The sequence below is a fragment of the Sphingomonas sp. R1 genome, from assembly GCF_025960285.1.
Taxonomy (GTDB): Bacteria; Pseudomonadota; Alphaproteobacteria; order Sphingomonadales; family Sphingomonadaceae; genus Sphingomonas.
Genome location: NZ_CP110111.1, coordinates 2,328,886 through 2,354,562 on the forward strand (window position 1 = coordinate 2,328,886; position 25,677 = coordinate 2,354,562).

The 25,677-nt window shown below is 68.1% G+C and carries 22 protein-coding genes; 10 read left to right on the forward strand and 12 right to left on the reverse strand.

What is annotated here, in order from left to right; translation table 11 throughout:
* Positions 1 to 13: 13 nt before the first annotated feature.
* Genes OIM94_RS11175 through OIM94_RS11185 form a run of 3 tightly spaced genes read right to left on the reverse strand, consistent with a single transcriptional unit; the run spans position 14 to position 4,949 of the window.
* The gene (locus OIM94_RS11175) at positions 14 to 1,447 is read right to left on the reverse strand and encodes a mannitol dehydrogenase family protein (RefSeq protein WP_264606807.1); all 1,434 of its coding nucleotides are present in this window, start codon (positions 1,445 to 1,447) and stop codon (positions 14 to 16) included.
* Positions 1,448 to 1,479: 32 nt separating this feature from the next.
* Positions 1,480 to 2,484 (reverse strand): aspartyl protease family protein, encoded by a 1,005-nt coding sequence (locus OIM94_RS11180; protein ID WP_264606808.1) that lies wholly within the window; start codon positions 2,482 to 2,484, stop codon positions 1,480 to 1,482.
* A 53-nt stretch (positions 2,485 to 2,537) separates the two neighbouring features.
* On the reverse strand, positions 2,538 to 4,949 hold the full coding sequence (locus OIM94_RS11185) for a ligase-associated DNA damage response DEXH box helicase (protein ID WP_264606809.1): 2,412 nt from the start codon (positions 4,947 to 4,949) through the stop codon (positions 2,538 to 2,540).
* Positions 4,950 to 5,045: 96 nt separating this feature from the next.
* Between OIM94_RS11185 and OIM94_RS11190 the strand changes: the two genes are divergently transcribed.
* Positions 5,046 to 6,452 carry a M20/M25/M40 family metallo-hydrolase gene (locus tag OIM94_RS11190; protein WP_264606810.1) on the forward strand — a complete coding sequence of 469 codons (1,407 nt, stop codon included), beginning with the start codon at positions 5,046 to 5,048 and terminating at the stop codon, positions 6,450 to 6,452.
* Positions 6,453 to 6,455: 3 nt separating this feature from the next.
* Here OIM94_RS11190 and recF read toward each other — a convergent pair whose 3' ends face one another.
* Positions 6,456 to 7,523, reverse strand: a complete 1,068-nt coding sequence (recF, locus tag OIM94_RS11195) for a DNA replication/repair protein RecF (RefSeq protein ID WP_264606811.1) — start codon at positions 7,521 to 7,523, stop codon at positions 6,456 to 6,458.
* A 75-nt stretch (positions 7,524 to 7,598) separates the two neighbouring features.
* On the opposite strand from recF, the gene OIM94_RS11200 reads away from it, so the two are divergent.
* On the forward strand, positions 7,599 to 8,402 hold the full coding sequence (locus OIM94_RS11200; protein ID WP_264606812.1) for a hypothetical protein: 804 nt from the start codon (positions 7,599 to 7,601) through the stop codon (positions 8,400 to 8,402).
* Between the two features lie 79 nt (positions 8,403 to 8,481).
* On the opposite strand, the gene OIM94_RS11205 is transcribed toward OIM94_RS11200, so the two are convergent.
* From OIM94_RS11205 to OIM94_RS11215, 3 genes are all read right to left on the reverse strand, one after another.
* A complete protein-coding gene (locus OIM94_RS11205; RefSeq protein WP_264606813.1) occupies positions 8,482 to 9,237 on the reverse strand; it encodes a ubiquinone biosynthesis protein COQ4 in 756 nt (251 codons plus the stop codon).
* 303 nt (positions 9,238 to 9,540) lie between these two features.
* Positions 9,541 to 10,653 (reverse strand): DNA polymerase III subunit beta, encoded by a 1,113-nt coding sequence (gene dnaN, locus OIM94_RS11210; protein ID WP_264606814.1) that lies wholly within the window; start codon positions 10,651 to 10,653, stop codon positions 9,541 to 9,543.
* A 148-nt stretch (positions 10,654 to 10,801) separates the two neighbouring features.
* Positions 10,802 to 11,428 (reverse strand): outer membrane protein, encoded by a 627-nt coding sequence (locus OIM94_RS11215; protein WP_264606815.1) that lies wholly within the window; start codon positions 11,426 to 11,428, stop codon positions 10,802 to 10,804.
* 262 nt (positions 11,429 to 11,690) lie between these two features.
* Here OIM94_RS11215 and OIM94_RS11220 point away from each other — a divergent pair, with 262 nt between their 5' ends.
* The 3 genes from OIM94_RS11220 to OIM94_RS11230 all read left to right on the forward strand — a co-directional run bounded on the left by OIM94_RS11220 (position 11,691) and on the right by OIM94_RS11230 (position 14,025).
* Positions 11,691 to 12,338, forward strand: a complete 648-nt coding sequence (locus OIM94_RS11220; protein WP_264606816.1) for a histidine phosphatase family protein — start codon at positions 11,691 to 11,693, stop codon at positions 12,336 to 12,338.
* The gene (locus tag OIM94_RS11225) at positions 12,335 to 12,790 is read left to right on the forward strand and encodes an invasion associated locus B family protein (protein WP_264606817.1); all 456 of its coding nucleotides are present in this window, start codon (positions 12,335 to 12,337) and stop codon (positions 12,788 to 12,790) included. The genes OIM94_RS11220 and OIM94_RS11225 overlap by 4 nt, the downstream gene beginning before the upstream one ends.
* A 95-nt stretch (positions 12,791 to 12,885) precedes the next feature.
* Complete coding sequence (locus tag OIM94_RS11230) at positions 12,886 to 14,025, forward strand: GNAT family N-acetyltransferase (protein ID WP_264606818.1); 1,140 nt, start codon at positions 12,886 to 12,888, stop codon at positions 14,023 to 14,025.
* Between the two features lie 177 nt (positions 14,026 to 14,202).
* Here OIM94_RS11230 and OIM94_RS11235 read toward each other — a convergent pair whose 3' ends face one another.
* The 4 genes from OIM94_RS11235 to ppc are packed head-to-tail and all read right to left on the reverse strand — an operon-like array spanning position 14,203 to position 21,859.
* Positions 14,203 to 15,891 carry a hypothetical protein gene (locus tag OIM94_RS11235; RefSeq protein WP_264606819.1) on the reverse strand — a complete coding sequence of 563 codons (1,689 nt, stop codon included), beginning with the start codon at positions 15,889 to 15,891 and terminating at the stop codon, positions 14,203 to 14,205.
* A 9-nt stretch (positions 15,892 to 15,900) separates the two neighbouring features.
* A complete protein-coding gene (locus OIM94_RS11240) occupies positions 15,901 to 17,418 on the reverse strand; it encodes a hypothetical protein (protein ID WP_264606820.1) in 1,518 nt (505 codons plus the stop codon).
* Entirely contained in the window at positions 17,415 to 19,139 is a 1,725-nt protein-coding gene (locus OIM94_RS11245) for a hypothetical protein (protein ID WP_264606821.1), read from the reverse strand. The genes OIM94_RS11240 and OIM94_RS11245 overlap by 4 nt, the downstream gene beginning before the upstream one ends.
* Before the next feature lie 53 nt (positions 19,140 to 19,192).
* Positions 19,193 to 21,859, reverse strand: a complete 2,667-nt coding sequence (gene ppc, locus OIM94_RS11250) for a phosphoenolpyruvate carboxylase (protein ID WP_264606822.1) — start codon at positions 21,857 to 21,859, stop codon at positions 19,193 to 19,195.
* A 114-nt stretch (positions 21,860 to 21,973) separates the two neighbouring features.
* Here ppc and OIM94_RS11255 point away from each other — a divergent pair, with 114 nt between their 5' ends.
* From OIM94_RS11255 to OIM94_RS11265, 3 genes are all read left to right on the forward strand, one after another.
* Positions 21,974 to 22,777, forward strand: a complete 804-nt coding sequence (locus OIM94_RS11255; RefSeq protein ID WP_264606823.1) for an oxygenase MpaB family protein — start codon at positions 21,974 to 21,976, stop codon at positions 22,775 to 22,777.
* 79 nt (positions 22,778 to 22,856) lie between these two features.
* Positions 22,857 to 23,300, forward strand: a complete 444-nt coding sequence (locus OIM94_RS11260; RefSeq protein ID WP_264606824.1) for a hypothetical protein — start codon at positions 22,857 to 22,859, stop codon at positions 23,298 to 23,300.
* Positions 23,297 to 23,614, forward strand: coding sequence for a transcriptional regulator (locus tag OIM94_RS11265; protein WP_264606825.1), 318 nt, complete (start codon positions 23,297 to 23,299; stop codon positions 23,612 to 23,614). The genes OIM94_RS11260 and OIM94_RS11265 overlap by 4 nt, the downstream gene beginning before the upstream one ends.
* Here OIM94_RS11265 and OIM94_RS11270 read toward each other — a convergent pair.
* Positions 23,598 to 24,263: a YoaK family protein gene (locus tag OIM94_RS11270; RefSeq protein WP_264606826.1), complete on the reverse strand. Its 666-nt coding sequence runs from the start codon at positions 24,261 to 24,263 to the stop codon at positions 23,598 to 23,600. The two genes, OIM94_RS11265 and OIM94_RS11270, sit on opposite strands and share 17 nt — an antisense overlap.
* 81 nt (positions 24,264 to 24,344) lie before the next feature.
* Here OIM94_RS11270 and OIM94_RS11275 point away from each other — a divergent pair, with 81 nt between their 5' ends.
* The gene (locus OIM94_RS11275; protein ID WP_264606827.1) at positions 24,345 to 24,992 is read left to right on the forward strand and encodes a trimeric intracellular cation channel family protein; all 648 of its coding nucleotides are present in this window, start codon (positions 24,345 to 24,347) and stop codon (positions 24,990 to 24,992) included.
* A gap of 131 nt (positions 24,993 to 25,123) precedes the next feature.
* Complete coding sequence (locus OIM94_RS11280) at positions 25,124 to 25,633, forward strand: PEPxxWA-CTERM sorting domain-containing protein (RefSeq protein ID WP_264606828.1); 510 nt, start codon at positions 25,124 to 25,126, stop codon at positions 25,631 to 25,633.
* Positions 25,634 to 25,677 lie beyond the last annotated feature (44 nt).

Below are 25,677 nucleotides of genomic sequence, written 5' to 3' on the forward strand. Positions count from 1 at the left end.
GAGGGGGACGGGATCAGCCTTCGAGCAGCGCGCCCAGCTTGCCGGCCTGGATCGCCGCGAAGGCGGCGGTCAGCGTCTCGCGATACCGCGCATCCTCGGCCACGCGCGCCGGGAAGACCTGCCGCAGGGCCAGCACTGCCTCTACCGGCGCCGGATCGGTCGCCGCCGCCGCAAGCACCCCGGCCAGCGGGTCGGTGATCTTGTCCCCCGCCTTGGCCTTGGCCGCGAGGAAGGCGATCCACGCCGCGACCGGCACCGCCAGCCGCTCTACCGACCGTCCGGCATCCAGCGCCGCCGCCGTCGTGTCGAGCAGCCGGTAGGGCAGCTTCTGCGAGCCATCCCACGCGATCTGCGACAGCAGGTGCCGGATCGCCGGGTTGCGGAAGCGATTCAGCACCGCATCGACATAGCCGGGCACGTCCAATCCATCGACCGTGCCCAGCGAGGCCGCGATATCCTGATGCGCGAGCCGCGTCACGAAGCCGCCGAGAGCGGCATCGGACATCGCCTCGAACACCGTCTCGTGGCCCAGCACCAGCCCGATATAGGCGAGGCTGGAATGGCTTCCGTTGAGCACGCGCAGCTTGGCCTGCTCGTAGCCGCGCACGTCGCTGGTCAGCGTCACGCCCGCGGCGGCAAGGTCGGGGCCATCCGCCATGTCGAAACGCTGCAGCACCCATTGGGTGAAGGATTCGCGCTGCACCGCGCCCTTGTCCTCAACGCCGAGTTCGTCCGCCACCCTGGCGAGAAAGGCCGCGTCGCTCGCCGGCGTGATCGAATCGACCATCGAGTCCGGAAACGCCACCGCCGATGCGATCCAGTCGGCAAGGTCCGCATCCCATGCGCGCGCGAGCGCCACGCAGGCCGCACGGAGCTTGCCGCCATTGCCGGTCATATTGTCGCAGCAGAGCATTGCGAAGGGCGGCACACCCGCCGCGCGCCGATCGGCGAGGCCGGTGACGATCCAGCCGATCACGCTCGCAGGCTCCTCCGGCCGCGCAAGATCGTGGACAATGTCCGGATGGGCCAGATCCAGCGTTCCGTCGCCGCCGAGACAATAGCCCTTCTCGGTCACCGTGCTGGTGGCGATCCGGACCTCGGGGCTGGCGAGCAGCGCACGCAGCCGGGCGCCTTCGCCCGGCCCGACCGCCTCAGAATGGGCCGCGATGATGCGGGTGAAGGGCTCGCGATCGATCACTGCCAGCGTGTAGAGCCCGTCCTGCGCCTTGAGCGCATCGGTGGTGGTGCCGCTGCGAAGCGACACCGCTGCGATGCCCCAGCGCGGATCGCTGTCCAGCACCTTGTCGATGAATGCCGCCTGGTGCGCGCGGTGGAACGCGCCGGGGCCGAAATGGACAATGCCGGTGCGGATCGCGGCCGGGTCGTGGCCGGGGCGGGAAATGCCGGCAGGAAGCCCGGCGAGCGAAGCGCGCGAAAGCGTGGTCATATGGTCAGGCCAATCAGACCCGACGGGTAAAGTCAATCGCGGCCGGCGGCGGCCAGCGATGGCGGCAGCAGGGGCCGATCGAAATCGGGGCGGCGCTCGTGAAAGCCGCGCGGCATGAAGAAGCGCACCTGCCGATTGGGGAAATCGATCTCCACCCGGCGGAAACTGCGCATCGCATCCATCCCCAGCATGATCGCGGGGCGCCGGGTAAGCCCGAAGCGCTTGAACGGCTCTGCCTCGGCAAAGGCGACCGGCAGCGTATCGAACGCGACATTGCTGACGCGCATCGACGGGACCTGGCCATATTGCGCCTTGGTCGTCCCGCCGTCGACGCTGGTCAGCTCGATCGTCTGCAGCAGCCCGACGTTGCGACCGACCTTCCGCCGCAGCGCCTCGTTGCCCATCGTGACCTGCGATCCGGTATCGAGCACCACCTGCACGCGCGTGCTCGCATAATAGGCATCGGTGACAATCAGCTGCCCGAACTGGTCCTTGGCCGAGACGACGATCTCGTCCGGATCATGCTTCTGGTTGCGTTTTCGCTTCACGCTGGGCCGCACCTCCATGATGCCCGCAGCGAAATCGATCGTCACCTGATGGTCGCGCAGGGTATCGATGCCCAGCAGTCCGGCCGCACCGATGTTGCGCGCCTCGAAGGCGGGAGCGACGATCTGGTGGACCGTCCCGATCGACTCGATCGCGAGGTCCGGCACGATCACCGTCGGCACCCGGCTCCGACCGGTCATCGACGTCACGGTGACTTCCGCGCCCGACGCCAGACCCAGGCGTCCGGCAAGCTCGTGCGAGACCACCGTACGTTCCGCGCCGGTGTCGATAATGAAGTTATACGGCCCCTGGCGCCGGATCGCCACCGGCACGGTAAGCCGCGCGCCGGTCTCGCCAAGCGCAAGCTGGATCGCATCGGGTTGCGGGGCGACCGGTGCCACCTCGGGATCCGTGCGCACCGACGCAGGCGCGCTGCCCAGCAGGCCGAGCGGCAGCCCCAACAGGATCAGTCCAGGCGAGACTCCAACCATCCAGAGAATTTACGCCGCTTCATGCTGCGCAGCAATCCCGCAAAAGAACGGGGTCAGTCCAGCCGCATCGCCTCGGCCGCGATTGCCTCTGCTTCCTCGAGCAGCGCGTCTTCGGTGGTACCCTGCGCCACCGATTCGCGCCCGATCATGATCAGCACCGGGACCGCCATCGGGCTCACCCGCTCCAGGTCGATGTGAAGCATCCGGTCCCCCGCCTCGTCGAGCACCCGCGCCAGCCGGCCGACATCGGTCATCTTTGCGCGCGCATCCTCCCAGGCGGCGCGCAGCAGCAGGTGATCGGGCTCGTATTTGCGCAGCACGTCGTAGATCAGGTCGGTCGAGAAGGTGACCTGCCGCCCGGTCTTGCGCTTGCCGGGATGTTGGCGCTCGACCAGCCCGCCGATGATCGCCACTTCGCGGAAGGCGCGCTTGAGCAGCGCCGATCCCTGCACCCAGTCGACAAATTCGTGCTCGAGAATGTCCGGGGAAAAGAGCGGCCGAGGATCGACGATCTTCTCCAGGCCATATACCGCCAGCGCATAATCATTGGCGACAAAGCCAAGCGGCTTGAGCCCCAGTGCCTCCATGCGCCGGGTCACCAGCATGCCGAGCGACTGGTGCGCATTCCAGCCTTCGAAGCTGTAGATGACCATGTGGTGCCGGCCTTCATGCGGGAACGTCTCTACCAGCAGCTGGCCCGGCGCGGGGAGTGCCGAGCGGCGCGCCTGAGTCTCCAGCCATTCGGCCACGTCGACGGGAAATCGCACCCATTGGCTGCGGTCGAACAGGAAGGTTCGCACCCGATCGGCGAGGTTGGCGGTGATCGCGAGGCGCGCACCCATATAGCTCGGCACCCGCGCCTGTTTGGCGGTCGCGCGGACGATCAGGTCGGTCGCCTCCACCCGCTCCACCTCGAGCGCCAGGCCGCCGAAGAAGAAGGTATCGCCGGGCGAAAGCGAGGCGGCGAAACCCTCCTCCACCTTGCCCAGCCGTTTGCCGTTCTTGAACCGTACCTCGAGCATGGGCGATTCGACGATAATGCCGGCGTTGAGCCGATGCTGCGCAACAAAATTGGGCTGGGTGACGCGCCAGACGCCATCCTTGCCCTGGGTCAGCCGCTTGAACTTGTCATAGGCCCGCAAGGAATAGCCGCCATCCGCGATGAAGTGGAGGACGCGGTCGAACACGTCCTCCTCCAACGCCGAATAGGGCAATGCTGCACGCACTTCCTGCAGCATGTCGGCGGCGCGGAAGGGGGCGGCGCAGGCACAGCCCATGATGTGCTGGGCCAACACGTCGAGCGCGCCCGGGCGAAAGATATCGGGATCCAGCTCGCCCGCCTCCACCGCATCCAGCGCCGCGCGCGCCTCCAGATATTCGAAGCGGTTGCCGGGGATCAGCACCGCCTCGCTCGCTTCGTCCAGCCGGTGGTTGGCGCGGCCGATCCGCTGGAGCAGCCGCGACGAGCCCTTCGGCGCGCCCATCTGGATCACGCAATCGACATCGCCCCAGTCAACGCCCAGATCGAGACTGGCGGTGGCGACCAGCGCGCGCAGCCGCCCGTCCGCCATGGCCTGTTCGGCCTTCTGCCGTGCTTCGAGGCTGAGGCTGCCGTGATGGACGCCGATCGGCAGCTTGAGATCGTTGACCTTCCACAGCTGCTGGAAGACGAGCTCGGCCAGCCCGCGCGTGTTGCAGAAGACGATGGTGGTCCTGTGCGTCTCGATCTCCGCCATCACCTGCGGAATGGCATAGATGCCCGAATGCCCCGCCCAGGGCACGCGCCCCTCGGGCAGCAGGATCGCGATATCGGGATCCGCGCCCTTCTCGCCCTGCACCAGCGCGACCGAATCGATGTCGCCATAGGGCGCGAGCCAGGCACGATAGCCATCGGGGTCGGCGACCGTCGCCGAAAGCCCGACGCGCCGAAACCCCGGCGCCAGCCGCTCCAGCCGGGCGAGCGCCAGCGCCAGCAGGTCGCCGCGCTTGCCGGTGGCGAAGGCGTGGATCTCGTCGATCACCACCGTCTTCAAGCCCGCGAACATCGTCAGGCTGTCCTCGTACGACAGGAGCAGGCTGAGCGATTCCGGCGTGGTCATCAGCACCTGCGGCGGGCGGGCGCGCTGGCGGACCTTCTTTTCGTGCGGCGTGTCGCCGGTGCGGGTCTCGACGCGGATCGGCAGTCCCATCTGCTCGATCGGCGTCAGCAGGTTGCGCTGCACGTCCACCGCCAGCGCCTTCAACGGCGAGATGTAGAGCGTGTGCAGCCCCTCGGCCGGCGCGTCGATCAGATCGGCGAGCGTCGGCAGGAAGCCGGAGAGCGTCTTGCCGGCACCGGTGGGTGCCACGAGCAGCGCATGGCTGCCTGCCCGCGCGGCGGCGAGCATGTCCCACTGGTGCCGCCGCGGCGCCCATCCGCGCGCGGTGAACCAGTCGGCCAGAGGTGCGGGGAGATCGGCAGGCACCGACCCTATGTAGGGATTGATTCCGCTGCTGGGGAGGCGCTTCCCTTTCGGCCGCGTGCATGCTCCATTGCGGACCGGGCAACAGGGGAAAACCAGATGAAGTCGCTTCTCGCCGCCACTACCGGGCTTGTGCTCGCGGTCGCCACGCCTGCCGTCGCGCAGACCCGGCCGGACCAGGCCGCGTTCTTCGAGCTCTACAAGGAACTCGTCGAGACCAACACGGTCGTCAATGTCGGCAGTTGCACCCAGGCGGCCGAGCAGATCGCCGCGCGCATGAAGGCTGCCGGGTTCAAGGACGAGCAGCTTACGCTGTTCGCGACGCCCGAGCATCCCAAGGACGGCGGGCTGGTCGCGGTGTATCCCGGCACTTCGAAAAAGGCCAAGCCGCTCCTGCTGCTCGCGCATATCGACGTGGTCGCCGCCAAACGCGAGGACTGGACCCGCGATCCGTTCAAGCTGATCGAGGAGAACGGCTATTATTACGCCCGCGGCACCAGCGACGACAAGGCGATGGCCGCGACCTGGGCGGACACGCTGATCCGATTCCGGCAGGCGGGCTACAAGCCCAAGCGCACGGTGAAGCTCGCGCTGACCTGCGGCGAGGAGACGACCTGGGCCTTCAACGGCGCCGAATGGCTTTCGAAGAACAAGCGCGACCTGATCGATGCGGAATTCGCCCTGAACGAGGGCGGCGGTGGCAAATCGGACGGCCATGGCAAGGTGCTCGTCCAGCAGATGCAGGTGGGCGAGAAGGCCGTGCAGAACTACCGCCTCGAGACGAGCAACCCTGGTGGCCACAGCTCCATTCCCGTGCCGGATAATGCGATCTACGCGCTGGCCGACGCGCTGGTCAAAATCCGCGCCTATGACTTCCCGCTGGAACTGTCCGACACCACCCGCGCCTATTTTGCCAAGGCGGGTGCCGCACGGAGCGATGCGATGGGCAAGGCGATGGTGGCGATTGCCGCCAACCCTTCCGACAAGACCGCCGAGACGCTGCTCAACACCGATCGCATCTATCACTCGATGCTGCGTACCACCTGCGTCGCAACGCTGCTGGAAGGCGGCCATGCCAACAACGCGCTGCCCCAGCGCGCCGCGGCGAACATCAACTGCCGGATCTTTCCCGGGCACAGCAGCGAGGAGGTCCAGAAGGCGCTGATCGCCGCGATCGGCGATGCGACGGTGACGGTCACGATGGTCCCGCCCATCCGGCCGATCGCCAAGCCGCCGGCGCTCGATCCCCTGGTAGTGGGACCGGCGGAGAAGCTGGTCGCGAAATATTTCCCCGGCGTACCCCTGGTGCCGACGATGATGACCGGCGCGACCGACGCCATCTTCCTCGCGGCGGCCGGCATCCCGACCTATGGCGTGCCCGGCACGTGGGGCGACCCGGACGGCAACGGCGTGCATGGCCTCAACGAGCGGATCGAGGTGCGGTCGCTCTACACCGGCCGTGATTATCTGTTCGACCTGGTGAAGGCCTATGCCGAACAGGAGTAAGGCTCAGGCTGGTTCGACCCGGCCATCCGCCACACGGTAGCGGGTGGCGGTGGTGGGAACGGCTTCGAACAATGCTGGCTCGGTGCCGGTCATCCACACCTGCCCGCGCCCTGCCAGCCGTTCGAACAGCGCAGCGCGCCGGCCTGGATCGAGATGTGCGGCTACCTCGTCGAGCAGCAGGATGGGCGGAGTGCCGACCCGGTCCGCCACCAGCTCGGCATGCGCGAGGACGATGCCGAGCAGCAGCGCCTTCTGCTCGCCCGTGGAGCAAAGATGCGCCGGCTGGCCCTTGTCGAGATGCGTCACCGCCAGATCGGCGCGATGCGGACCGGCGAGCGTCCGCCCTGCCGCCGCATCCCGCCGACGGCCCTCGCGCAGCGCCGCCACGAGCGCCGACGCATCGCCCTGCCAGCCCTCCAGCACCAGTCCGGCGCGCGCGAAGGGGCCGGCGGGCTGGCCCGCCAGCCTTTCCCCGAGCGCTGCCACCGCCTCCCGGCGCGCCGCGTCGATCGCAGCGCCATGCTCCGCCATTCGGGCTTCCAGCGCATCGAGCCAGGCGGGGTCCGGCGGCGTCTCGTCGGCAAGCAGGCGATTGCGCTCGCGCATCGCAGCTTCGTACCGGGTCGCCTCATGCGCATGGCGCGGGTTCAGCGCCAGGGTCAGCCGGTCAAGGAAGCGGCGGCGCTCACCCGGCGCTTCCAGGAACAGCCGGTCCATCGCGGGGGTCAGCCACAGCACCACCAGCCACTGGGCGAGGCTGGTCGCGGCGGCCGTGGCGCCGTTGACCCGCACGATGCGACGCTCGGGCGCATCTACCCGGGTGCCGGTCCCGATCTCGGCCGCATCCAGCGTCGCCGCGATGCCGAAACCGCCCGCCCCGCCCTGGCGCGCCATCTCGCCGAGCGGTGCACCGCGCAGGCCCCGCCCGGGGGCCAGCAGCGATACCGCCTCCAGGATGTTGGTCTTGCCCGCGCCATTCTCGCCGCTCAGCACCACGAACGCGGCACCCGGCGTCAGCAGGGCATCGGCGTGGTTGCGAAAGTCGGTGAGCAGGAGACGCTTGACGGCCATGAAAGGCGCTGTAGCGCAGCACCTTGCCCACGAACACCGCTTGCCCGATAGATCGTGGCGAAGGGATAGAAACACATGCTCCGCAAGACACTCACGATTGCCACGCTCGCGCTCGTCGCGGCCTGCTCCAAGGCGCCGGAAGACGTAACCGCACATTATGCTGCCGCCGGTGGCCGCGGTGTGATCACGGTAAAGGCAGCCGCCAATGGCGACGCCAAGCTGGAAGCCGGCCCGCAGACGCTGATCCGCAAGGGCGGCACCGATTACGTCGTCATCACCGACGGCACCGACAAGTTCGCGGCGAGCTTCGCCGATTTCGTCGCCGCGACCCAGGACATCGCCAAGGAAAAGGGCATGAAGCCCCAGGCGCTGCCGCAGGACCCCGAATATGAGGCGGTCCAGGTCGGCGAGGAGAAGGTTGGCGACCAGAAGGGCACGATCTGGAGCGTCCAGCCCAAGGGCAACCCGCAGGGGGATTCGATCCGCATCGTGATCAGCGACGACTCGCGCCTCAAGAACGTCGCCGCCGCAATCGGCATGCAGACCCGCCTGACCAGCGCACGCATGTCGACCATGTTTACCAGCGTGCCCAAGGCCGAGAAGACGCTGGAAGACGTGATCGCAAAGGGCGCGGTGCTCCGCCTCGGCGAGGCGCTGACCCTGCAGGACGTGAAGCCGGGCGCGATCCCCGCCACCGAGTTCGCACTGCCCAAGGTGCTCGACCGCGCGGCGCTGCGCCAGCGGATCATGGAGCAGGCCAACAAGGCACTCGAAGCCGCCAAGGCCGCCGGCGAGAAGGCCGGTGCCGCCCCGGCCCCGGGCGAAGCGCCGGCAGCGGCTCCCGCGCCGGCTCCCGCAGCCACGCCGGCCGCGAAGTAAGCAGCAGAACAACGGAAAAGGGCGCTCCGGCTTCGGCCGGGCGCCCTTTTTCTTGACCTTTGTCGGGAAGGGAAGGCGCCTAGAGCGCGCCGATTCCCGCTGCCGCGAGCCGCGCCTGGGCAAACTTGTAGCGCGTGGGCGTCTCGATCCCCAGCCGGGCCCGCGCTGCCTCCAGCGGTTCCTCGAGCAGCGTCTCATAATCCTCGCCGTGCAGCCAGCGCGCGCGCTTGCCGTGGCGATAGCCTTCGAGGATGGCCTTCACGCAATCCAGCCGGCCGGTGGTGCGGATGCTCTTGAGCGCCCCGCCCAGCGCGATGAAGCCCCAGCCGAGCCCCCCGGTCTGCGCATAGGAAAAGGCGACGAGGCACAGTTCGCCCAGATGCTCGTCGGCCTGATAGCCGGTCAGCACATGCCACAGATCATGGATGTCGCGCTCGCGTCGGCCCATCCAGGCATAGGGATGTTCCACCTCGATGCCCTGGAAACCGCCCTCGACCATGCTGACCTGGACGAGACCGTCGGCCGAATAGCCGGTGGAGTCGAGGAAGTGCCGATAGGCGGCACCCAGGGTGCCGGGCGCAAAGCTGTCGATCCAGCTGCGGTCGGTCAGCCGCTTCGACAGTTCCAGCCGGCGATAGGCAAGCCTGCCGCCACCGGGGACGCTGAGGAGCTTGACGTAGTTGCGCTGGCTGACATTGCCGTTCAGCGCGCGCATGATCTTGAACACCTGCTCGGTATCGTCGCCATTGGCGAGCAGGCGGCGCAGCGCCGCCAGCGCGGTGCCCCATTCCCGCTTGAGCGGAACCCCCGGGTTGATCGGGGCCGGTTGGATCAACGGTTGCTGTGCCTGAGTCGCCATGCGGTTCGATCCGTGTAACTGACACGGATGTTAGTAGCAGAACCGCAAACAGAGTTCAATCGGATGCCGCGCAATCGCTCGCCATCCGGCCTGAGGCGGACGACGGATCCAGGGAGATCCGCCGCCCGACCCAAGTCCCGGAAGTGCGACCCTCGGGGCTTGACGCCGGTAATGGCGGAGCGCGATCGACCGGTATAGCCGGGGAAAGCGCGGGTGCCCCTGGAAAGCGGCCATCAACCATTGCAAGCCGCTGTTCGTAAAGCTTTATCCGGTGCGGGATCAGACCCGCATGGGCATCAATACGTACAGCGCCGGAGACGTGTCATTCTCGCGGATCAGCGTCGGCGCGGCGGCATCGGCCAGGTGCACCTCGACGAGATCACCTTCGATCTGTCCGAGAATGTCCATCAGATAGCGGCTGTTGAAGCCGATCTCGAAGCCCTGTGCGGCATATTCGCCGGGCACTTCTTCCGCCGCGACGCCGTTCTCGGGGCTGGTCACCGAGAGCACGACCTTGTCGCGCTCCAGCGCCATCTTCACCGCGCGGGTCTTCTCGGTCGCGATGGTCGAGACGCGGTCGACACCCTGCATCAGGCTCTTCGGATCGAGCTTGAGCAGCTTGTCGTTCGCGGTCGGGATCACGCGGCTGTAATCGGGGAACGTGCCGTCGATCAGCTTCGAGGTGAGGATCGCCTGGCCCAGATCGAAGCGGATCTTCGACGGCGAGAGCGACACGCCCACCGAACCGTCGACCTCGTCGAGCAGCTTGCGCAGCTCGGCCACGCATTTGCGCGGCACGATCACGCCCGGCATCGCATCGGCGCCATCCGGGCAGGGCACGGTGACGCGCGCCAGCCGGTGACCGTCGGTCGCCGCGGCACGCAGCATGCGGCTGGCATCGTCGGTCACGTGGAAGAAGATGCCGTTCAGATAATAGCGAGTCTCCTCGGTGGAGATCGCAAAGCGGGTCTTGTCGATGATCTGCTTGAGCGTCTCGGCGGGCAGCTCGAACGTCGTCGGCAGCTCGCCCTCGGCGATCATCGGGAAATCGTCGCGCGGCAGCGTGCCGAGCTGGAAGCGGGCGCGGCCGGCGACCACCGTCAGCTTGCCCTCGGCCGCGGTGAGCACCACCTGCGAACCCTCAGGCAGCTTGCGGACGATGTCGAACAGCGTGTGCGCCGAAACCGTGATCGCGCCGACCTGGTCGACCGCGGCGGGGATCGTCTCGTCGATCTGCAGATCGAGATCGGTCGCCATAAGCCGGATCGTGCCGCCCAGCTGCGCATCGATCAGCACGTTGGACAGGATCGGAATCGTGTTGCGCCGCTCGACCACGGACTGGACGTGGCTCAGGCCCCTCAACAGAGTTGCGCGTTCGATCGTCGCCTTCATGTACCTCAAACCCCCGGGCCGTCGCCCTGCTTCCTACCCGGCGCGACCCGGCCGGTGGCAATGCGCCATGACGTACCCTTAACGCGAAAAAGGGCCGGAGCAAGCCGCTCCGGCCCCCTTTTCCACAAGCAGAACGCCTTTTCGGCGCTCAGAAGCGGACGCCGATGCCGGTGACGATCTGGTGACGCTCCGGATCCACGCCGTTGGTCTGCGAACCATAGTTGGAATAGCGATACTCGGCCTTTGCGAAGACTTTGTCAGTCAGCTTGAACTCGGCACCCGCGCCCAGGCGCCAGCCATCATAATTGTCGCGCTGGCGCAAGGAGAGCGCCGGCGCGGTGGCGGTGGCGGGCGAGTCATAGTCGGTGATGAACTGGGCGTTGGTATAGCCCGCCTTGGCATAGATCAGCGTGCGCGGCGTCGCGAGGAAGCCGAGGCGGCCGCCGACATACAGGTCGCGGCCCGCCTTCACGCGCAGCCGGTCGCCGGCGGTGAGGACGTTGCTGGTACGGTCGCTGATGCTGGAGCCGGTCACTTCGCCTTCCACACCGAACACGGTGCTGCCGCGCTGGATGTCATAGCCGATGTTGCCGCCATAGGTGACGCCGTCGCGCGACGCATCATAGGAGGACTTGTCGTTCACCCGATCCCAGCCGGCGATGACTTCGGCGTGCGAACCGGCGAAGGTCTGATCGGACGACGTCGTCTGGGCGAGCGCCGGCGCGGCAATGGCCGACGAGGCGATCAGGGCGGCGATGAAAAGCTTGGTACGCATGAATCTACTCCTCACTGAAACCGCACCGAAAGGGTGCGGCCTGACGCCAGCCGCAGGCCTTTCGACCTCGGCTGATGGCGGTATTCGGCAGGGGGCTCAGCCGACTCGATATGCCAGCTGCGACGCGTTGCCTTCCTCGATGCCGTTCCGCCTGCTCTGCGAGCGAAACGACCGATGCACCCCCGCCGCTGACGCTCGGATGAACGAATCTGGGCCAAATTGGGACATTGCGTTTCCCGCCGTTTCGGCAGACAGCCATGGCATGGCCAGCACAAGACAGGGCCGCGACTTCATCGCGCGGCACGGCGAGACGGTGTTCAACATTGCCCGGCGAATGCAGGGCGACCACCCGCACACGCCGCTGACCCGCGCCGGCTTTGCCCAGGCGGACGCGATGGGCGCGGCCCTGCGGAACCTCCTCGGGCCGAAGCCGGCGCTGACCCTGTGGTCGTCGAGCGCCGGTCGGGCACTGCAGACGCTGGCGATCATCGCCGAGCATCTCGAACTCGACTGGCACCAGGTCCGCACCGACGATCGCCTGGTCGAGATCGGCATGGGCAGCTGGAGCGGCCGCTATTATGCCGATCTGGAAGGCGAGGTCGGACCCTTTCTCGATCGGGAGCACGGCCTCTACACCCGCGCTCCCGAAGGCGGGGAATGGTATGACGCGATTGCGGCGCGCGTCTCGGGCTGGCTTGCCGACACCAACGACGATCCGGGTGACCGGCTGGTCATCATGCACGGCATGTCCAGCCGGATCCTGCGCGGGGTGATGACCGGCCGCGACGTGCTGCCGCAGTTCGACGCGCCGGTCGCACCCGACCTGCCGCAGGGATCGGTGGTCAAGATCGAGGGGGGCGTGGAGACGATCGCGCATCTCGGCACCGGACGCGGCGCGGCACCGGCATGATCCTCGCGCTGGCGCTGCTCGCGCTGGGGGGGCCGCGCGAGACGATCGGCATCTACGCGCGCTGGGGCGCGTTTCGCGATACGGCACCAACCCGGTGCTTCGCGGTCGCACGCCCCTCTGACACCGCGCGGCGCGGCGAGGCATCCGTCAGCATCACCAGCTGGCCGGCGCGCGGGGTGCGGCACCAGCTCCACGTTCGCCTGAGCCGGGCGCGGGCGGACCACGCCCGGGTAATGCTGGTAGCCGGCGAACGCCGCTTCGAGCTCACCGCCAGCCGCCGCGACGCCTGGGCACCCGACGCGCGCACCGACGCGGCGATCGTGGCCGCCATGCGCGACGGCCGGGCGCTGAGCGTGGAAAGCGTCGATACCGACGGCACGCCGTTCGTCGACGGCTATCCGCTGCAGGGCGCTGCCAGCGCGATCGACGCGGCGACGCTGGCGTGCCTGTAGGCCAGTAAGGCGGAAGGGGGACGCGAACCGGCGGGAACGACGGACATGGCCCCAAAACCACTGGCACGCGCAGCCGCAGCCACTATCTTGGCCGCGTGCGAACCCCGACCGTCTCCGCCCGCCTTGCCGATGGTGTCGCCTCGATCCCGGCGGCGCAGTGGGATGCCTGTGCCGGCACCGACAATCCGTTCCTCAGCCACGCCTTCCTGTCGATCCTTGAAGCCTCGGGCTCGGCAGCGCCGCAGACCGGCTGGCAGCCGCTGCCGATCGTGGTCGACGGGCCCGATGGCACCCCTGCCGCGATCGCGCCCGCCTATGCCAAGAGCCACAGCCAGGGCGAATATGTGTTCGACCATAGCTGGGCCGATGCCTGGGAACGTGCGGGCGGCCGCTATTACCCCAAGTTGCAGGTAGCGGTGCCGTTCACGCCCGTTCCCGGCCCCCGGCTGCTGCTGCGCGACCCCGCTCTTGCGCCGTCGCTGATCGCCGCGATCGAGGCGGTGGTGGACCAGCACAAGCTTTCCTCGGGCCATGTAACCTTCGTCGACGAAGCGCAGGTGCCGCTGTTCGAGGCGGCGGGCTGGCTGATCCGCACCGGTACCCAGTTCCACTGGCACAATGACGGCTATGCGAGCTTCGACGCGTTTCTAGGCGCGCTTGCCAGCCGCAAGCGCAAGGCGATCCGCAAGGAGCGCGCCGCTGCGGTGGAGGGCCTGACCATCCGCCACCTGAGCGGGGCCGAGATCACCGAGGCGCATTGGGACGCCTTCTGGGCCTTCTACCAGGATACCGGCAGTCGGAAATGGGGCCGCCCCTATCTCACCCGCCCCTTCTTCTCGATGCTGGGCGAGGCGCTGGGCGACAAGGTGCTGCTGATGCTGGCGGAGCGCGACGGGCGCCCGATCGCCGGCGCGCTCAACCTGATCGGCGGCGATGCGCTGTACGGCCGCTACTGGGGCTGCACGGAGGACGTGCCGTTCCTCCATTTCGAGCTCTGCTACTACCAGGCGATCGACGCCGCGATTCAGCGCGGCCTGCCCCGGGTCGAGGCCGGCGCGCAGGGCGAGCACAAGCTGGCGCGCGGTTATGTGCCGGTGACGACCTGGTCGGCCCATTACCTCCCCGACCCCGGCTTCCGCCGCGCCGTCGCCGATTTCCTGGTCCGCGAGCAGCAGGCGGTGGAACGCGAGCAGGAATATCTGGAAGAGCTGACGCCGTTCCGGAAGGCGGAGTAGGTTTGGCTTGCGGCCCTTCGCGCCAGGGGGTCCATCGCATCCGAACGACATGCCGCGTCCTTCCCGCGAAGGCGGGGACCCATTGGCGCTGATATCGAGCTTCTTCCCCCAACCGCACAGGCAAATGGATCTCCACCTTCGCGGGAAGGACGGTCGTTCTCGACGCGCCTCAGGTTCTCAAGAGGGCGGCGCGGTGCCGTTGCCCGGCAGCTCGCCCGCGGCCTCGGCCTCGCGGATCAGCACGGCTTCGGGGCGCGGGATCGGCAGGTCGCCGGGGTTGAGGCCCGGGCCGGGGACATTGTGGTCCACCTTGTACAGCACGCTCGGCCCGTCGCGCCACACCGGGATCAGCCCCTGCTCGTAGCGCGGATCGAACGCCGGCGGGCGGATCAGCCAGACATAGTCGAACGCGTCGCGCGGGAAGAGCGCCAGGCTGCGCGCGATCGGCCGCCACCATTCGCGCGGGCACTGGACATTGGTCACCAGCTCCGACGGATCATGCGCAAAACGCTTGGCGGCGCGGTAGCGCACGGTCAGCAGCTGGCCGCCCGCCATCGACCATTGATCGTTGGTATAGGCCAGCCGCCGCTCCAGCGCGAGGCCGGGGACGTGCTGCAGGCGGGTCATCGCCCACTCGTTGTAGCAGGTCTCGCCGACGAAGCTGACCAGACGTGCGCCGACCGGCAGGTGATCGAGCGCCTTGAGCTCGCGATCATAGGCCTGGTCGTAGAGGGCGAAGCTCGCGGTGGTCGCGCCGATACGGGCGAGGAAGAAGGCGAGCCCCAGCACCGCAACGGTCGTCGCCCCCCGCATCGACAGGCCGGGCTTGGGCCGGATCGCCAGGATCGCGATCGCGATCAGGAACGGCACCAGCCGCATGTCGGCATAGGCCGATCCGAACACCACGCGCGGCAGGAAGATATAGACCAGCAGCAGGAACAGCGCCGAGAGGCCGAGGTTGCGCGAATACTGGATGTTGGGGTCGCGCACGGCCTTCAGGATCAACAGGAAGATCACGCCGACGCTGGCGAGATCGAACAGCTGCCAGCGATCGCGGAACACCTGCGTCACCCACAGCGTCTTGGCGCGCCAGTTGAACCAGTCGAAGGTCTGGCCCGAGACATGCTCGCCGCCCCGCCAGATGATCATCAGCACCGCCGGCAGCGCCAGCACCAGGCACTGCACGCCGGCGAAGAAGCAGGGCGCGATCCAGCCGTTCTTGAAATCCTTGTACCAGGGCAGGGTGCGGTCGCGGCGCAGGTCGTGCTGGCGGATCAGCTCCGCCGAGAAGGCGAGCACGCCCAGCACGCCCCAGCCAAAAGTGTGCGCGATCCAGATCAGCACCGAGATCGGCACGAACACGGCCGAGCGGAAGCCGAACTTGCCCAGCCGCCCCAGCCGCAGCCACCAGCCGAACGCCAGCATCGCCAGCCCCATCGAGAAGGCGAAATTGACGAAGCCGAAATGGAAGGGGAAGGCATAGGCGAGCGGCAGCGCGAACAGCGCGGTTGCCGGAATGCGGCCATGCACCTCGCGCGCGATCATCAGGAAGCCCGCGACGGTCATCGCAGGGATCGTGAGGACGATCAGCTTGACCGCCAGCTCGAGCGGCAGCCCCAGCTTGACCAGCGGGATGATCGCGAGGTCGAGCCCCAGATTGCCCATCAGCTGCCAGCGGAAATCATACCATTCCTGCAGCCATGGCGTGCCGTCATAGGCAAACTGCACCCGGTAGCGGCCCATATGGCCGGGCAGGTCCACGAGCGGCGGAATATCCGGCCATAGCAGCGGCAGCGTCGCCACCAGCGTCGCGAAGAGCACGAACCAGCGTGTCTGCCACCAGTGCAGCCGATCTCCCTTATCCATCGCGCCGCTTTAGTGCGGCGAAGGGCCGGGCGACAAGCGCTTATGGTCGATCCGGTAGAGTGCGTCTGCCCCGTCCGTCCAGACGCGGGTCATGCCGGCGAGGCGGCGAGGGTCGACGGCTGGCGGGTGGAGGAGCCACACATAGTCGAAGGCGCCTCGCGGGAGCGTCGCCAGCGACTCGTCGAGCGTCCGGAATCCGGGCTCCAGCGCGCACGGGGCGGCCAGCACCATCTGCGAGGGATCGCTGTCGAACCCGGCCATCGCGGCGGGCGCGTGGATGGTGAGCGGCGACCCGCCCCCGAGCCGCCACTGGTCGTTGGAAAAGGCGCGGCGCTCGGCAAGCGCCAGGCCGGGCAGATGGTTGAGCCGCTGGTGCTTCCAGGGCTGGCCGCAGCGCTCGCCGACGAAGCTCACCAGCCGCGCGCCTTGCGGCACCTGGTCGAGCGCGGCCAGCCGCTGCCGCCAATCGGCATCGTACAGCGCGAGGCTTGCGGTGGTGCCCAGGATGCGGACGAGGAAAAAACCGACGGCAAGCGACGCGAGCATGCCGCGCCGGCGTTCGGTCATGCTCGGCTTGGCCGCGAGCGCGAGCAGGCCGAGCAGGAACAGATAGGGCACCAGCCGCATGTCGGCATAGGCCGAGTTGAACAGCATGAAGGGCAGCAGCACGAAGGCGGCGAGCACCAGCAGAAAGGCGCGGTGGAGACGCGGCGCCAGCCCGGTGTCGGGATCGCGCCAGCCCTGGTAGAGCAGGCTCACCAGCACCGCCACCGAGACGAGATCGAGCAGCTGCCAGCGATCCCGCACGACCGAGACCAGCCAGCCGATCTTGGTGCTCCACACGAAGAACGGGCCGGTCATTCCCGCGCCGCTGCCGTCGCGCCAGAGCAACAGCAGGATCGCGGGCGGCGCGAGCGGGAGCAGGCGAAGCGGCACGCGCTTCCAGTCGCGCAGCTCGGCGCCCAGCACGAACAGGCCCAGCATCCCCCAGCCGACGACATGCGCCAGCCAGATGGCCAGCGCGACCGGCACGAACAGGGCAGCCCGCAGCCGGTAGCGCGCCAGCCGTCCCAGCCGCAGCCACAAGGCGAAGGCGTTGAGCGCCAGCGCCATCGCCAGCAGATAGTTCACGAAGCCGAAGTGGAAGGCGTAGTTATAGGCGAGCGGCAGCGCGGCGATCGCCCAGGGGGTGACGCGGCCATGCACCTCGCGGGCGATCCACAGGGTGCCGGCGACGGTGAGCATCACCGTGGCGATCACCACGGCCTTTACCGCCGGCAGCAATCCCAGCACCGGCGCCAAGGCCCGCACCGCAAGGTCGACGCCGAGATTGCCGACCAGCATCCAGCGGAAGCGATACCAGGCGGCCAGCGGCCCGGCATCGCCGTCGAGCATCACCCGGAAGCGGCCGAGATGGCCGGGCAGATCCGTGAGCGGCGGGACGACGGGCCATAGCAACGGCACGGCGCTGATCAGCACCGCGGCCACCGCGAAGGTCCGCGTCTCCCACCAGCGCCTGGGGCTCAATGCGTGGTCCCGCGTCCGACCAGCCGATAGACCATCGGTGCCTCGCCCGGCCGTGACGCCTGCGCCAGCCAGCCAGGCACCTGACCGGCGCGCAGCGCGCCGGCGAGGCGGCTGGTGTCGTTGCCCGCAGCGCCCAGTTCGCCCAGCCCGTCCGGGCAGAGCGCGACATAGTCGACCCCCCAGCGCCGGGCAGTCGCCTCCGCCTGTGCGGGCGGACTCAGGAACAGGTCGAGCATGGCACGATTTCCTTGGGTGTTGCGATGATAGGGGCCGGCGAGGAAGCGATGCCGGGTGGCGGGAAGGAGGAAGCCGCTGAGGTCGATCGGCGCGGCGACGAGCCCTGGCGGGAGCGCCGCAACCCGCGCAAGCGCATCCGGCGCGGCGCAGTCGGCGGTTGGAGCGGCGCGCGCCTTCGGCGCGAGCGCATCGCCCAGAAACGCATAGACCATGCCTGCCGAGGCAACCCAGGCGCCCGCGAGCGGCAACGCGCCGTGTCGGCGGGCGGCAGCGATCAGCGCGGCAAGCGCGGGCGCCGCCAGCAGGGCAGCGGCATAGGCCCCGCGCAGCTGGATCAGCGCGATCAGCACCGCCACGAGCTGGAAGCCGATCAGAATCGCGGCGTCGGCGCTACGCCGCTGCCCGGCGACCCGGAACCCGGCCAGCAGCCCGACAAGGCCGATGCCCAGATAGGCGATGCTGTGCCAGCCGGGTGCCGACAGGATCGATTGCGCCTCCGCCACCTGCGCCAGCCAGAGGCGCGCAAGCACCGGATCGACCGCGCCATAGGGGCGAAGGCAGGCGGGCGCGGCAAACGCCGCCTCGCCCACCGCAAGGCACCCGGCGATCAGCAGTACGCCAAGTCGGCGATTGCGGTCGGTGGAGACAAAGCCTGCCGCCGCCATCGCTGCGGGCGCGAGCGCGCCCAGCATCGCCGCGCGCCAAAGGATCGCAGTGAATCCGTCGCAGGCGGGATAGGCCCACCCGCTCGTCGCAAACAGTGCGCGCGCCGCCGCCAGCGACAGCAACAGCGTCGTGGCATAGCCGGTGATCCGCGCCTGCGCGCCCGCATCGCCTCGCCACCAGCGCCAGGCGATGGCGATCCCGCCTGCCGCAAGCAGCGGCGCGGTTTCCATCCCGATGACCAGCGAGAGCGTCGTCACGAGCCCCGCGACCGCACCGTCGCGCAGCGATCCCGGTCCGAGCGTCGCCCACAGCAGCGCGAGGACCAACACCATCTGAAGATTGTGGTGATCGATGCGCCCCGGAAAAAAGAGCGTCGTCGCGGGGAAGGCCAGCGCGGCGACCACCGCCGTGGCGGTCCCGGAAATCTCCAGGCGGCGCGCGACGGCGGCAACAAGGGCCAGCGCGGCGGCGAACCACAGCACCGGCACCGCCGCGACCGCCGCGACGGTCGCCGCATGCGCGCCCAGCATCGGGGACAGCAGCAGGATCAGCCCGGCGGGCAGCAGGTCGGCCACGCGCGACCAGTGCATCTCGAGCCCCTGCGCGCCCCCCAGACGGTGCTGGGCGAGATCGGCGAAGCGCTGCCCGCCCAGCCAGTCGCGCACTTGCTGGAGGCGCATGCCGTCATCGGTATCGGGCAGCCGCAGCGCCGCAAGCGGCACGTGATCGCGCACGATCCAGGCGAACCCGAGCAGCAATGCCAGCGCCACCGCGACGATCGAATCGCGTACGGCGCTGCGAGGATGGCCCGGTCCCATGGCACCGGGCTAGGCGCACATGGTTAATGCCGGGTTGAACCCCGGCTCCGGCGCTATCCGCTGTTACGCAGCGCGGTCGCGATCGCGTTGATCGACAGCAGGATTCCCTCGCCGATCCGGGGATCGTCCTCCCCCGCGCGGTGGCGCTTCATCAGCTCGATCTGCAGCAGGTTGAGCGGCTCGATATAGGGCAGGCGCAGTCGGATCGAGGTGTCGAGCAGCGGGTGCTTCTCCAGCAGCCGGGTCTGGCGGGTCACCTGGAGCAGCGCGTCATGGGTCTGCTGCCAGCCGCCCTGGATGCGGCCGAAAATGCCGTCGCGCAGCTCCGCGTCCTCGACCAGCGCGGCATAATGGCTGGCGATGCCCATGTCGGACTTGGCGAGCACCTGCTCCATATTGTCGAGCGTCGCGCGGAACAGCGGCCAGGCGCTCGCCATCTCGCGCAGCAGCCCCTTGTCCTCGAACGCCTCCAGCGCCGCACCGACGCCATACCAGCCCGGCAGCATCACGCGCGCCTGTGCCCAGCTGAACACCCAGGGGATGGCGCGCAGATCCTCGATGGCGTCGCTCTTCTTGCGGCTGGCGGGGCGCGAGCCGATCTTGAGGCCGGCGATCTCGGCGATTGGCGTCATCTGGCGGAAGAAGGTAGTGAAGCCGGGGGTCTCGTAGACGAGGCCCCGGTAGGTGCGGAACGCGGTTTCCGAGATGCGGTCCATCGCTGCGGCGAAGCGCTCGGCATCGGCAGGCGCGAGCTGCTCCGGCTCCAGGCTGGCGAGCAGCGTGGCCGAGGCCATCGCCTCCAGGTTGGTCATCGCGCTTTCGAGGCTGCCATATTTGGCGGCGATCACCTCCCCCTGCTCGGTGATGCGAATGCGGCCCTGCACGGTGCCCGGCGGCTGGGCGAGGATCGCCGAGAAGCTCGACCCGCCGCCCCGCCCCACCGCGCCGCCGCGGCCGTGAAACAGTTGCATGGCGAGGCCGGCCTGTTCGAACACCGGCTTGAGCGCGGTCGACCCCCGGCTCAGCTGCCAGGTGGAGGTGAGGTAGCCGCCGTCCTTGTTCGAATCGGAATAGCCGATCATCACTTCCTGGTGCCCGCGCGCGGCGGCGATCGCGGCGACCTCGGGCAGGCCGAGCCAGGCTTCCATGATCGGCGGGGCGGCTTCCAAGTCGGCGATCGTCTCGAACAGCGGGATCGCCATGATGTGTGCCTGCGGCGTCTCGCCCGGCACATAGAGCCCGGCTTCCTTGAGCAGGATATGGACCTCGAGCAGATCCGACACCGACTGCGCCATCGAGACGATGTAGTGCCGGATGCAGTCGCGGCCATAGCGGGCATGCGCTGCCGCCGCCTCGCGGACGATCGCAAGCTCGGAGGCCGTTTCCTCCGAATAGACCGCATAGGGGCTGGTCAGCGGCCGGGCATTGGCAAGCTCGCGGCGCAACAGCGCGATGCGCGCCGGCTCGTCGAGCGCGGCATAGTCGTCGCATACGCCCGCAGACTGGAGCAGCTCCGCCACCACGCGCTGATGGATCGCGCTGTTCTGGCGCATGTCGAGCGTGGCCAGGTGGAACCCGAAGGTCTCGACCGCGCGGATCAGCCGCCCCAGCGCGCCGCCGGTCGCCAGCGGCCCGCTCCCGGCAAGGCCCCGCGCAATGGCGACGAGATCCTCGCGAAACTCGGACGGATGGCCATAGGGCGCGGCCGGTATCGGCGAAGGACGTCCCGGACGCTTGCCGACCAGCTTCTCGTGCGTGGCGGAGAGGCGCGCATAGATCCCGGTCAGCGCGCGGCGATAGGGTTCGTCGCTGCGGCTCTTGCCGGTGTCGCCGCTGACCTCGGCGAGCTGCAGCACCGCTTCCGGCACCTCTACATGCTCGGTCGAAATCGACAGCTCGGCGCCGAGCGCGTGCACCGACTCGAGATAATGGTCGAGCACCGTCTCCGCCGACCGGGCGAGCGCGAAGCGCATCGATTCGGCGGTGACGAAGGGATTGCCGTCGCGGTCGCCGCCGATCCAGCTGCCCGGGCGCAGGAAGCTCGGCGCGCGGTCGCCGAGTGCGCGGTCCCAGCGGGCGTAGAGCGCGGGCAGCACCGGCAGGAACACGTCCCGGAAATAGGAGAGCGCGGTCTCGACCTCATCGGGCACGCCCAGCTTTTCCCGGCGCAGCACGCGGGTCTGCCACAGCAGCGCGATCTGGCGGAGAATCGCCTCTTCCACCTGGTCGCCGTCCGGCGTCTCGGTGACGCCCTGGTCGCGGAGCCGCATCAGCTCGGCGATGCGGTTCTTGTGGTCGATCATCGACTTGCGCCGCACCTCGGTCGGGTGCGCGGTCAGCACCGGGCTGACCAGCGCATGCTCCAGCAGCGCCATCACCGGTTCGTGACCGATGCCCGACTTGGCCAGCCGTTCGAGCGCGGCGGCGACATCGGCGTCCTTCTCGGTGGCAACACCCTGCCGGTCCTCGGCAAGATTGGCGAGCATCGAGAACAGCATGAAGCCGCGGACGAAATCGAGCGTCTCGTCCAGCGTGAGCCGGTCCAGCCCGGAATCGATCGCTGCCGCACCCGCAACCCCGCGATGCCGGTCCACCGAGGTCGCGCGGATATATTCGATCCGCTTGAACAATTCCTCGCCGCCATAGACACGAATGACGTCGCCGAGCAGCCGCCCAAGAAAGCGGATGTCGGGGTTGTTGGTGATTGCGATGCTGGCCATGGGCGCGATTGCTGCACTGCAAAGCGAACGCGGTCAACTTGTTCGCGCTACCAGAGTAGCTACGTTAAGCGCATGGATTTAGTTGCATTTGCAACCCACAGCGTACGACGCGCAATGATCGGCCAGGTGCGGGCGGTCTTCAACGATGCCGCGCGCGGGGAAACGCCCGTGCAGCGCAGTATGAACGGGCTGTTGGGACCCGACTCGGTGGTGTGGCGCGTGCACGGCGACGTGACCACGATGATGGTCGGCGGCGTGACCGCGCTGCTGCTCCAGATGCTTCATCCAGCGGTGCTCGCGGGGGTATGGGACCATTCCAAGTTCCGCCACGACATGCTCGGCCGCCTGCGCCGCACCGCCCGTTTCATCGCCCAGACCAGCTATGCCGAACGGGGGGAGGCCGAAGCGGCGATCGGACGGGTGCGGGAGATCCACCAGCATATCCGCGGCGTGCTGCCCGACGGCACGCCGTACCGCGCCGACGATCCCCGCCTGCTCGCCTGGGTGCATGTGACCGAGGCGGTGAGCTTTCTCGACGGCTGGGTCCGCTACGCCGAGCCGGGCATGTCGCGCGCCGATCAGGACCGTTATTTCGCCGAGTTCGCGCAGGTGGCGGAGGCACTGGGCGCCAATCCGGTGCCGCACAGCCGCGCCGAGGCACAGGCGCTGATCTCCGCCATGCGCGGCGAACTTCGCTATGACGACCGGACCCGCGAGGTGGCGCGGCTGCTGCTCGAACAGCCTGCGCCGAACTTCGCCACCAAGCCCTTCCAGGCCATGACCTTCGCTGCCGCGATCGATCTGCTACCCGGTTGGGCCCGACAGATGCACCGGCTTGCCACCCCGCCCCTTGCGGCGCCGGCGGTACGCCTCGGCACCCGCGGCGTGGCGGAGACGCTGCGCTGGGCGTTTCGCTAATTTTCCATATCGGAAAACATAGTCTTTCCATGTCGGAAAAACATGCTATCTCTTTCCACATTGGAAAGAGGAAATCGCCATGTCCACTATCACCGAAGCCCAGGAAGCGCTGGCCCAAATCCACGCCAGCCGCGCGCAGCTTGCCCGGATCGTGCCTTGTCCGCCTTCGCGCCATCTGGCGTTTGCGGCGCTGGAGGCAGGCATCGTCGCTTCGCCGGCGGCTGCGCCCTATCAGTTGCTCGCCCTGGCGCCGCTTCTGCTGGGTCTGGTGCTGATCGTGCGCTGGGATCGGCGCCGGCTCGGCATGTTCATCAACGGCTATCGTCGCGGGCGCACCCGCCGGGTGATCGCGGCCTTTCTGCCGATCGTCGCCGCGCTGTACGCCGCCAGCGTGTACTTCGTGCTGGCCAGGCAGATGGTCTGGCCCTCGCTGGTCCTGGGCGCGATCATGTTTGCCGTGGCGACGTGGATGAGCATGGTCTGGCAGCGCGTCTTCGTCCGCGAGCTGGAGGCAGGCTTGTGAAGGCGCCCGCGTTCGACGCGGTGATCCACCCGCCGACCCGGCTGCAGATCATGGCGGTGCTCACCAACGTGCAGGAGGCCGAGTTCGCGATGCTGCGCGACCTCGCCAAGGTGAGCGATTCGGTACTCTCGAAACATCTCTCGGCGCTGGCCGAGCCGGGCTATGTCACGCTGCGCAAGGCCGCGGCCAATGGCCGCCAGCGGACCTGGGCCTCGGCCACCCGCGCCGGGCGCGCGGCGTTCGAGCAGCACGTCGCGGCACTGCAGGCGCTGGTAACCCTGGCGCCGACGGACCCGGTCAGCGCATCAGGGTGAGGGTCGGCTGCGGCCGCGTCATGCTGACGAGCAGCAACGTCAGCACGCCTGCGAAGATCGGCGCCAGCCACAAGGCATTCCAGCCCCAGCGGAACTGGCTTTCGGCGCCGATGACCACGCCGCAGACGAAGCCGAACCACAGCCCCAGATAGCGCAGCCAGCCGAAGCGATCCGCATCGCCCATCAGCGCTCCGGCCAGCTTCTGGCCCATCTTGACCAGGGACCCGGTCATGTAGGTCACGCCGATCGTGACTTCGCCGTCGCGGTGAAACACACCATTTTCGGTGCCCATCGCAGCGGCAAGCAGCAGCAGCACGCACGGCCCCGGCAGCAGCGTCGCCACGACCGCGGCAAGCAACAGAAGCAGGGTGACGGTCGCCATCACCACCGGCTGGTGGCGATGGGGCCGCGCGCGCGCCAGGATGGTGGAGAGGATGACGCCCGCGACGAAGCTCATCACCAGCGCGGCCGCCATCGCCGCATCGTGCGCCGATCCACTCCCCAGCCCGACGCCGAGACGGGTGGAATTACCGCTCATGAACGAGGCGAAAAAGCCGCCCAGGCTGGTGAAGGCGAGCGCATCGACGAAGCCGGCGAGCGCCGCCAGAAGGATCGCAAGGGCGATCAGCGGAGACTCGGTACGTTGCATGGCCCCTCTCTGCCCCAAGCCCACCCGGCTCGCCAAGACCCGCGTTTGACTTGGCTGCCGCGCCCACGGCAAACGGAGCGGATGAACAGTTCGGTTGCCTTCCAGATCGGTCCCATCCTCCCCTGGCTCGATCTGTTCGGAATCGCGGTATTCGCCGCCACCGGCGCGCTGGCCGCGACCCGACACCAGCAGACGATCGTCACCGCCACCTTCTTCGCCCTGATCACCGGGGTGGGCGGCGGCACCGTGCGCGACCTGCTGATCGGCGCCCCGGTCTTCTGGGTGCATGATGCGAGCGTGGCGGCGCTTTGCCTAGGCATGTCGGCGGTCGTCTGGATCACCCCCCAGCGCTGGTGGAGCGACCGGACCTTCGCCTGGCTCGACGCGCTGGGGCTGGCCGCCTATGCCGCGTTCGGTGCGGCCAAGGCACTCGGCTATGGCATTCCGCCGGTACCGGCGGCGGTGATGGGCGTGGTGACCGCGTGCGTCGGCGGCATCATCCGGGATGTTCTGGCGGGGCAGCCGTCGATCCTGATGCGGCCCGAACTGTACGTGACGGCAGCGGCACTCACCGCATCCATCTATGTGGTGCTGAACCTGCTGGGCTGGCCGCCCTATGCCGCGGGGTTCATCGCAGCGGTTGCCGGCTTCGCGCTCCGCGCCGCCGCGATCATATGGAAACTTGGCCTTCCTGCCTATCGTGTCGATTACGATAATCAAGAAGAATGATGCGCTGCAATAACGTCTCGATCTGGCACGGCGATGACTTGCCAAATCTTATGCCTTTGTTATAGCGCTGCCCCATCGGGTCCCTCTGAAAACATAACAATATCTTGGAATCCAAAGGAGAGGGGATTTTTATGAAGAAGTACATGTTGTTGGCTGCAGCCGGCGCTGCAGTTCTCGCGACAGCGGCGCCGACGCAGGCAAAGCCCTATTCGTTCGTGATCACGGGCAGCCAGACGATCAAATTCGTTCTCGACTCGTCCCCGACGCCGCCAATCGTCGACCCGGGAAATTATTTCGTGCTCGCCGGCGTCAACGGCACGATCAATAACGTGGCCACCACCTTCGATCTCGGATTTGGCAGCCCGTCCTATTTCTTCAATTTCGGCCTGATCAACAATGTCGTCGGCTTCAGCTTCGTCTCGACGGGCGTGGCGATGTACACCGGCAGCGAATCTGCGCCCACGTTCAAGCTGGGCACGTTCACGCTGACTCCGAACACGCCCGAGCCCGACTACACCATGACGATCTCGGCAGTTCCCGAACCGGTGAGCTGGGCCATGCTCATGGCAGGCTTCGGCGGTATCGGCGCGCGCATGCGCCGCCGCCGGAACGTGACGGTGCGGGTCGCCTATAGCGGCTGACAGCTCGCTGCGCCGCCGATCCCCGGGGGATCGGCGGCATTCCG